This window comes from Halobacillus sp. (genome assembly GCF_049282395.1).
Lineage (GTDB): Bacteria > Bacillota > Bacilli > Bacillales > Halobacillaceae > Halobacillus.
Genome location: NZ_JBAPTY010000152.1, coordinates 1 through 8,114, shown reverse-complemented (window position 1 = coordinate 8,114; position 8,114 = coordinate 1). Strand labels below are relative to the sequence as shown.

8 protein-coding genes are annotated in these 8,114 nt (G+C 41.0%); 1 reads left to right on the top strand and 7 read right to left on the bottom strand.

The genetic code is table 11. The features are described from left to right. Positions 1-502: 502 nt before the first annotated feature. Together WAM07_RS06835 and WAM07_RS06830 are read right to left on the bottom strand one after the other, a co-directional pair. Positions 503-1,468, bottom strand: a complete 966-nt coding sequence (locus tag WAM07_RS06835; RefSeq protein ID WP_422165782.1) for an NAD(P)/FAD-dependent oxidoreductase — start codon at positions 1,466-1,468, stop codon at positions 503-505. Positions 1,469-1,734: 266 nt separating this feature from the next. Next, positions 1,735-1,908 carry a hypothetical protein gene (locus tag WAM07_RS06830; RefSeq protein ID WP_422165781.1) on the bottom strand — a complete coding sequence of 58 codons (174 nt, stop codon included), beginning with the start codon at positions 1,906-1,908 and terminating at the stop codon, positions 1,735-1,737. Positions 1,909-2,339: 431 nt separating this feature from the next. On the opposite strand from WAM07_RS06830, the gene WAM07_RS06825 reads away from it, so the two are divergent. Beyond that, complete coding sequence (locus tag WAM07_RS06825) at positions 2,340-3,185, top strand: TetR/AcrR family transcriptional regulator (protein WP_422165780.1); 846 nt, start codon at positions 2,340-2,342, stop codon at positions 3,183-3,185. Between the two features lie 47 nt (positions 3,186-3,232). Here the strand turns inward: WAM07_RS06825 and WAM07_RS06820 are convergent, their stop codons facing one another. The 5 genes from WAM07_RS06820 to WAM07_RS06800 all read right to left on the bottom strand — a co-directional run bounded on the left by WAM07_RS06820 (position 3,233) and on the right by WAM07_RS06800 (position 7,471). Continuing rightward, positions 3,233-3,697 (bottom strand): hypothetical protein, encoded by a 465-nt coding sequence (locus WAM07_RS06820; protein ID WP_014645016.1) that lies wholly within the window; start codon positions 3,695-3,697, stop codon positions 3,233-3,235. A gap of 20 nt (positions 3,698-3,717) precedes the next feature. Further along, entirely contained in the window at positions 3,718-4,950 is a 1,233-nt protein-coding gene (locus tag WAM07_RS06815) for an NAD(P)/FAD-dependent oxidoreductase (RefSeq protein WP_422165779.1), read from the bottom strand. A gap of 165 nt (positions 4,951-5,115) precedes the next feature. Continuing rightward, entirely contained in the window at positions 5,116-6,033 is a 918-nt protein-coding gene (locus WAM07_RS06810) for an aldo/keto reductase (RefSeq protein WP_422165778.1), read from the bottom strand. Positions 6,034-6,177: 144 nt separating this feature from the next. After that, on the bottom strand, positions 6,178-6,441 hold the full coding sequence (locus WAM07_RS06805) for a hypothetical protein (protein ID WP_224895731.1): 264 nt from the start codon (positions 6,439-6,441) through the stop codon (positions 6,178-6,180). A 238-nt stretch (positions 6,442-6,679) separates the two neighbouring features. Further along, positions 6,680-7,471: an ABC transporter ATP-binding protein gene (locus WAM07_RS06800; protein ID WP_422165777.1), complete on the bottom strand. Its 792-nt coding sequence runs from the start codon at positions 7,469-7,471 to the stop codon at positions 6,680-6,682. Positions 7,472-8,114: the final 643 nt, after the last annotated feature.

The following is an 8,114-nucleotide window of genomic DNA, read 5'->3' as shown; positions in this document are numbered from 1 at the left end:
CCTGAACTTCTAAAGAAGGGTCCGTTTACCTAATTAGCGTTGGGTTGGTGGGGAAATGGCGAGACTCCCATGGGAGAAGGGACTAGGTGAGATCCCGCAGGGAGTGAAACGAGCGAGGAAGCTCACCTTAAAAAGGAGGATCGACTAAAGTCGCCACATCCTGTGGCAACGTCGATCGACCCTATGTCGTGTAGGGCCATTCAAATGTGGAATCACCCCGAAAGACACGACCAGTATAAGCCGAGCATCAAAAGGACGGTGGTCTTTCCGTCCGTTGATGAACGGCTTATGTCTCGAGGGTCTGGGTGATGGAACAAGACGAGTTATTTCCCCACCAGCCCTCTTCCACATGGAGTAACGGACCCGAGTTATCTCGAAACTGAGTCTTCAACAAACGGGAGCTTTTCTTTAAAATCAACTCGGAAGTTTAACAGATCCAATCATAAAAAAGACGGTACCTCAAATTTGCAGGTGCCGTCTTTTTTATGATTATTCACATGGCTTACCAGCTGAAATAAGCAGCTGCATCTTTACCTGATAAGTAAGCACTCTCCAGGCGGGTACGCTTGGCTTCATCATTTTCTCTAAGAAATGCATCTCCCGCAGCTACAAGTGTGCCTTCACCAGATAGATCTAAAAAGGAAGATTGAACAACATTTTTCGCCTGAGCGTAACGCCAGCGTTTCAACTGTTCGGACTCGAGGTCTTTCCAATCTAAGTAAGAAGCCGCCTTTTCTTTGATTAAAGAAAGTACATAGTCTTCCCCGTAGTATTTCCTGGACCAGTCTGATTTCATATAGATACTGACTGTGGTTTCTTTTGAAATGCCTTTTTTCTCGTGGTCCACCATTCGTTCCATTCCTTCTGGAAGATCAGTATCCACATGACCGTTTTCAGGAAGGTTTGTAGGATGATTGAACTTATAAATCCCTACATAAGTTGGTTCAAACACAACTTTCTTCAACTGGTTATATACAGATGAATCCACACGTACTTCACTGTCTTTTAACAGTTCTATTATTTGTGGAACAGGCATAGTCAGCAGTACTTTTTCTGACTGCCACTCATTCCCGTTCTCATCGTATAAGCGAAATCCACTTGTATTCTGGACGATTCGGGTCACCGTGGTATGTAGTGACGTTGGAATGCCTTTAGCCAGGTGTTTAGCCAGGCTGTTCATACCGTCTACAGCTGTATAACGAGGGTACTCATCCCCAAACCATCGCTTAATCCTACCTTGATCAAGCCATCCTTCAACCTCTTCTTCAAATTCCTTCGTTCTTACAGTGAAAAATTGAGCCCCATGGTCGGCTTTACCTCCGGCTACTCGTCTTGTTGCCAGACGCCCTCCGACACTCTTGCTTTTATCGACTAACAGAAGATCTTTTCTTCCTTGTTTTAAAAATCGATTGGCAGCTGTGATCCCGGAGAAGCCCGCGCCCACAATCGTAATCTCATAATTATTCATTCTTCCACCTCCATGTCTATTATAATTAATTTTCCACAAATATAGATATAGAACACATCCGAAAAAATATTTGGAGATGTTCTTATTCTAACAGAAAATGTTTAAGCTACTTTAACCTTTTTACTTTTACTGGCATCACACAGCTGTTTTACAAACTATTAGTTATAATTAAAGTTATCCGTTCGCTAAAATTCCAAATAGAAACCCTCGGTTTATTGTAAAGACTGAATACTAGATTTCATCCGCATTCCAAGGTCTTCAAACAGCTAATGAATCTCTATAGCTGCCGCCTTAATAAATCCCAGCTGCTTCAGCTCTTCTATAGTGGTATCATTTCTTTCTACCACCATAAAATCCTGGATTTCATCGAATGTATGTAAGGCAGATAAAAGAACAGATGAACCTATATTTCCATCACCTTTAACACTTTGTTCAGCCACCGCTTTTTCATCAATTCTATACGCACTTCTTTAAGCGGCCGCAACCTTCCATACCTTACACCTCTCTTTCTAGACACGGAGACTTTCGAAAAGAAATACGTTAGAATAAAGTCGGGATACAGAAGACTATGCAGGAGAATCTAATACCAGAAAGGCTGTTCCTTTAATCCTATCATCCGGACAGCCTATATTTATAGTTATCATTAAGTATTACCAATAAGGTTTGTACTTTCATGTTCAAACTTTCATATAGACCAGCTATCGTTGGCGACTGGTCATTGGCCCTACGAAAGATTCTTTTTAATCGGAGAATTAAACGTAGATTTCACAGGCCTTGTCTCAATTGTCTAAGGAACCGGTCATAATTTCCAGACGAAACTACTCAAATTCCTATACAGTTACCCCCCACAAACAGCCAAGGAGCAGTGAAAATGGATCAAAAATCAATTCACATCATTGAACACTCAATAAAGTTATTTGCAAAAAAAGGATTTAGCTCCACTTCCGTTCAGGAAATTGCTAATGAATGCGGCATTTCAAAAGGTGCTTTTTATTTACACTTCAAATCAAAAGATGCACTCTTACTGGAAATATTCAATTATTACTTCCAAAATATACAGAAAAAGACGGATGCTATCCAGTCCCTTGATTTGGAACCAAGAGCTAAGTTTATGAAACAAATGACCGTCACATTTCAGGAAATCGCCGAACATAGAGAGTTTATTATTATGCAGATCAGAGAACAGGCAATCCCTTTTAATGACAACATAGAAGCTTTCCTTACTCAAATGCGCTTCAATTCATACTTGTTTTACAAAAGGCATCTGCTTTCCATTTACGGTAAAGAAATCGATTCAGTTATCTGGGAAGTAAGCCTTCTGCTTCAAGGTATTTTTAAAGCATTCTTGGATTTAATTATTATTGAGAACGTCCAAATGGATGTAGAAGAGTTATCTCACGCCATGCTGAGGCGAATGGATTTTATTGTGGACGGGTTTAAACATAGCGGAGACCAGCCGGTCATTACTGAAGAACTTATGAGCGGGCTTATTCCTAAAGAATTTTTCCATCATGAACTAGATGAAATTATCGATACCCTGGTTCAATTAAGAGAGTCATCAGATGGAGACATTGAAGTAACCATTTCTGTTCTACTGGATGAAATACAAAAAATGGAGCCACGACCGGCTATCCTAAAAGGAATGTTAGCTAATTTAGAAGGACTGCAGTCCTACCAGGGCATTGCTGGACAAATCCGAACGTTTTTTCAACTATAGCTTCTTCCCATACAAGAAGACGCCTTCCGCATAGAAGGCGTCTTTACTTAATGACTTTCAAATGCTTCGGCTTCTATCACTTCATCCAGAACAGGATAAACAGACTCTACACCATCTTCAGCAACGGAGCAAGCTACACCGAGCGGAGTTTTCCAAAAGGATTCCGGAATATAAGGATTTTTAAGTCCTGCCGGTTGAAATAAAGCGCGGTAAATTCGCGACAGATGCTGACTGGTTTCTTGAGGTTCCCTTTCTCTTTCCCCGCGAGCCAATAGAAAAACATAACGCATGGACTGAAACAAATTGTCGCCAGGCATAAATGTATATTCCTTAAAAAATTTCAACTGTTTCAGAGATTCCTCTTTTAAACCCGACTTAACAGCAAGATCATCCAAGTGTTCATGCAAATGGTTATAAACTTGCTGAAAGATCCGTCGCTTCTCATCCTGCATAACTTTATCCGTGTAAATTTCCTGCAACTTCTCATAAGCCTTATCTTTTGTCCAGCTCACTGCTGCATCACCTCATATTATTAATTATCCTCTCTTACTTCCTTCTCAAATCCAAATTGCCCAGCTTCGAGTTCAACCGATTGATGTAAGAGCGGAATATCATCAGAGTCTTCCTTTAAATGATCAGCGATTTTAGGAACCAACTTATTCCATACCATTGGATTCGCCGCCATAGCTTGAAACAAAGCCATTTCATTACTCGTCCAGCTTCGTAAGCTTTGAATGTAATTCAGAGTTAACTGGAACCCGGGAAGCAGCTGGGCATCTCTCTTTTCCTGAAAGATTCTCATGACTTCTTCCCAGCTTTCACCTTCTTCATAAAGCTCAATAGACTCCGCTAAAAGAAAAGCCTGCATAAATGCATCATTAATGCCAAGGCCTGTACTAGGATCTTTACTGTGGCCAGCATCCCCAATGAGCGCCCACCCCTTACCGTAGGCCTGTCTAAAGAAATTCGGCATGCCGGAGGTGCCTATAATTTTCCCTTGTAAAGAAGCTCCTGCTAAGCGTTTCTCCATTCCATAAAGCTGTTTATACATGGATTCAAAGTGTGCCTGCGGATCCTTCATCATTGTTTTAAATTCACCTGGATGCACTTCCAGACCAAGACAATCTCTTCCTTGCTCCATTGGAAACAGAAAGCCAATCCTTCCTTCGTGTAGAAATATCTCTGTGACAGGTTCGGCAAGTGGCTCTACCCCTTCATAATACCCGTAAAGAACTGGCCGCAGCGCTCCTTGATTATAATACTTCTCTGCCGCTGTCCATTTTGCGATATTGGAGTACTTACCATCCGCTCCTACAACTAAATCTCCATAATAAGAAGAATTTCCATGTTTATGATCCACAGAGACTCCGGCCACCTTATCACCTTCCCATAGAAGTTTGCGAACAGTGGTAGATGGTTGAAAGGAAACACCATTATATCTTTCCGCTTCTTCTAAAAGAATGTGATCTAAATGATCGCGTTTAGGAATAATCGTGTAAGAGGATCTGGGTCCTTCGACAAAACTTTGCCCAATGTATGTACGCATCCGGTTAATTTGCCGTAAACCTTTCGATTCCACCTTATCCAGTACACCGAGCTTCTTTAAATAATCTACATGCGACATATGATGGGTGGAAAGTGTATCGCTGGGAAAGGAGTTTTTATCCAGGAGTAACACGCTTTTCCCAAGCTTGCCTAGTTGGATAGCAAGGCTTGAACCGGCCACTCTTGCTCCTACAATGATAACATCAAATCGATCGTTCATTATTTCAACTCACCTTTAATTAGTCATTTATTTCATCGTAACGGATACTCCCTCAAAAACTCTAGTTTCAGCTTTTGAGAAGATCATATTCTCTAGTAAAAGTAGAGGGTGAGAGGAAAAAATGAAATAAGACAGCGCTTATTTCATTGATCTGTACACATCCTATTAAGGCAGCTCATTCCCGGCTGCAGTATAGAGTTCATACCATTCTTGTCTGGTCAATTCTATATCAGAAGCCTTTGCTATGTTTCTCATACGCTCTGCGTTCATCGTGCCTACTACAGGCTGAATATTAGCTGGATGGCGAAGAATCCAGGCAATGGCGATGGCTGAATCTGTGACTCCATACTTTTCTGCCAACTCTTTTAGCTTCGCATTGACTTGCGGAAATTCCTTATTCCCAACGAAGGGACCCTCGATCATGCCGTGTTGAAACGGGGACCAGGCCTGGACGGATATATCATGTAAACGACAGTACTCTATGACGCCGCCATCACGCATAACAGCTGGATCGTTTTGCATATTCACATTGAACCCAGCATCAATCATGGGTGTATGTACCACACTTAACTGCATCTGATTCACAATTAAATCTTCCTTCAAATACTTTTTCAATAGTTCGATCTGCATCGGGTTTTGATTACTCACACCAAAATAGCGTACTTTCCCACTTTCTTTTAACACAGTGAAGGCTTCAGCCACTTCTTCTGGCTCAAACAAAGCATCCGGGCGGTGCAGTAATAAACTGTCTACATAATCTGTTTTCAGCCGTTTCAGGCTGCCTTCAACAGATTCAAGAATGTGATCTTTGGAAAAATCAAAATATCCATCACGAATGCCGCATTTTGTCTGCAGCTTCATTTTTTCACGAGCATCATCATTCATGTCGATCGCCTCTGCAAAAACAGACTCGGATTCTCCAGCTCCGTAAATATCTGCGTGGTCGAATAAATCGACTCCTGTATCCATCGCATTCTCAATCACATATCGGGCATCTTTCTTTTCAAGTTTATTAATCCTCATACAGCCTAAAGAAATTTCCCCAACTTCTAATTCGCTGTTACCAAGCTTAAGCTTTTTCAAACTCCCACCTCTTCCTCATTGAATGGTTCTATCCTAACATTATATTGAAAATAAAGTAATTGAAAACGTTTGATTATAAGAACCGTAACTCCTAATAAAAAACCCCGCTCTAAAAAAATTAGAGCGGGATTTCATCTTCATCGTTTAGCTTTTTTCTTCAATAGGTTCATCAAATAAGTCCGTAAATTTAGCCACATTTTCGTAGCTGAATTCAAACGCCATTCTTACCTCGCCAAAGCCAGGCTGAAAGAAGTAGCCTTGCACTTCATAACTGCTTTTATTCTCCCTGACTTTAGTAAGATGAAAGTAGCGCTGGATATATTGAGCCATTTCTTCCAGTTTTCTATTTCGCACCTTTATCCACTGTTCTTTCAGTTCATCTGTGGGAAAGTCCGATTCCTTTAACATTTGATCACTCCTCTACGGAAATCAAAGCTCTGAAACTGTATATAATCATTATCATATAAGAGCTTACGGATATTTTCAACTGCTATTCAAGAATAAAATTTTGATATACCACGCATTCCATTCTTATATTTAACACAAATAAGAAAGACGGGCAAACTGGATAGCGGGGAACGGGTATTTTTATTCTTGGAAGATCGGGACCTTCTCACCAATGCTTATATCTGGATCTGCATGTTGGTCATCCGGAAGTTCCTCGTACTCTAGAAAGAAAAGGACGATAGTTCTGCCAGCTCAATTCTACGTCCAATTCAAAAAAAGATGAAAGCTGCTCACTGGTAACCATTTTAGTTGTGTCTCCTGCGTTGAAGACTTCTCCTTCTTTAAGCAGTAAAGTTTTGTGAAAAACCGGAAGAATTTCTTCTACATGATGAGTCACATAAATCATGGTGGGAGCACCTGGTTTTTTTGCAATCTCTTCGATGGATTCTAGTAATTTTTCGCGTGCAATAAAATCCAGACCATTAGTGGGTTCATCGAGAATTAGAAGAGAAGGATCCGCCATTAATGCTCTTGCAATTAAAACCCGCTGTTTTTCCCCGCTTGAAAGAGTTTCATAGCTTCGATTGGCATAGTCAATACATCCCAGGTCTTCAAGCAGTGAAATAGCTTTCTGCCTCATGGCGTCCGTAGGGGTTTCGTAAAGTCCTATGGAAGCAAACGCTCCGCTCAGCACCACTTCAAAAGCATTATCTTCCTGGTGAATCTTCTGCTGAATGGCTGAAGATACAAAACCAATCTGTTTACGCAGTCGTTCTGCAAGATAAGTCTTCCCAAATTGCATACCTAATACATTAACTTCGCCCTTTGTTGCAAAGGTGTACGCATTTAGTAAATTAAGGATAAACGTTTTCCCAGAACCGTTCAGCCCCAACAGGACCCAGTGCTGTCCTTCTTCAATATGCCAATTAATATTTTTTAGAATCCATCTGTCTCCTCGTCTCAAAGATACGTTTTCCATCTCCAGCACCATAGATGTGACTCCCTTCTATCCGACTACTATTTATATGAATTTATGTACGCATAATACCCTGGCAGGAATTAAATTTCTTTCCTTTTTAACAAAGTCGTTACTCCTCGATCTGAATGACCTATTACATAAAGAGACGATTTTCCTAATAGGAAATTTGTAATCATAATTATTTCAAAATTCTTTAAAATTAACAAGTCGCCCTAATACACCCGAATCTCCGATAAGACTCGCCCTCTTCACACATCCTTCACTGGTCTAATAAATTAAGTTGACGATTTATGATTTAAAGGTTATGGAACTATAGGGCCGGTTAGTGGAAGACTCACTTTCGAGATATTCTATGAGAGGAAAGGTCCTGCGGGGGATAATTCGCGTTCCGCGGGCATGTGCTGAGCCTCCTCGAGCTAAAGCACTCCGGGGTCTCACCGATCATGTTCATCCCGCAGGAGTCTTCATTATCCCCCCTCTGACCTTGCCCAATCAGAAGCTCGAAATCACTTTATACATTACCTCCGTGTGAGGCATTAGACCATATGGTTTCTACCTATTCCCAGGGTGTGAAGACCCGTAAATCCTGTCATAAAAGCATTTAATCCAGATTAAGTAGGAGGATCTTTCTTTTTTAGAAGGATCCGTTCACAAC

Coding starts and splice junctions, on each gene's coding strand:
- WAM07_RS06800 (WP_422165777.1), bottom strand. CDS start 7,471: ATGGTGCTGGAGATGGAAAACGTATCTTTGAGACGAGGAGACAGATGG.
- WAM07_RS06815 (WP_422165779.1), bottom strand. CDS start 4,950: ATGAACGATCGATTTGATGTTATCATTGTAGGAGCAAGAGTGGCCGGT.
- WAM07_RS06825 (WP_422165780.1), top strand. CDS start 2,340: ATGGATCAAAAATCAATTCACATCATTGAACACTCAATAAAGTTATTT.
- WAM07_RS06805 (WP_224895731.1), bottom strand. CDS start 6,441: ATGTTAAAGGAATCGGACTTTCCCACAGATGAACTGAAAGAACAGTGG.
- WAM07_RS06835 (WP_422165782.1), bottom strand. CDS start 1,468: ATGAATAATTATGAGATTACGATTGTGGGCGCGGGCTTCTCCGGGATC.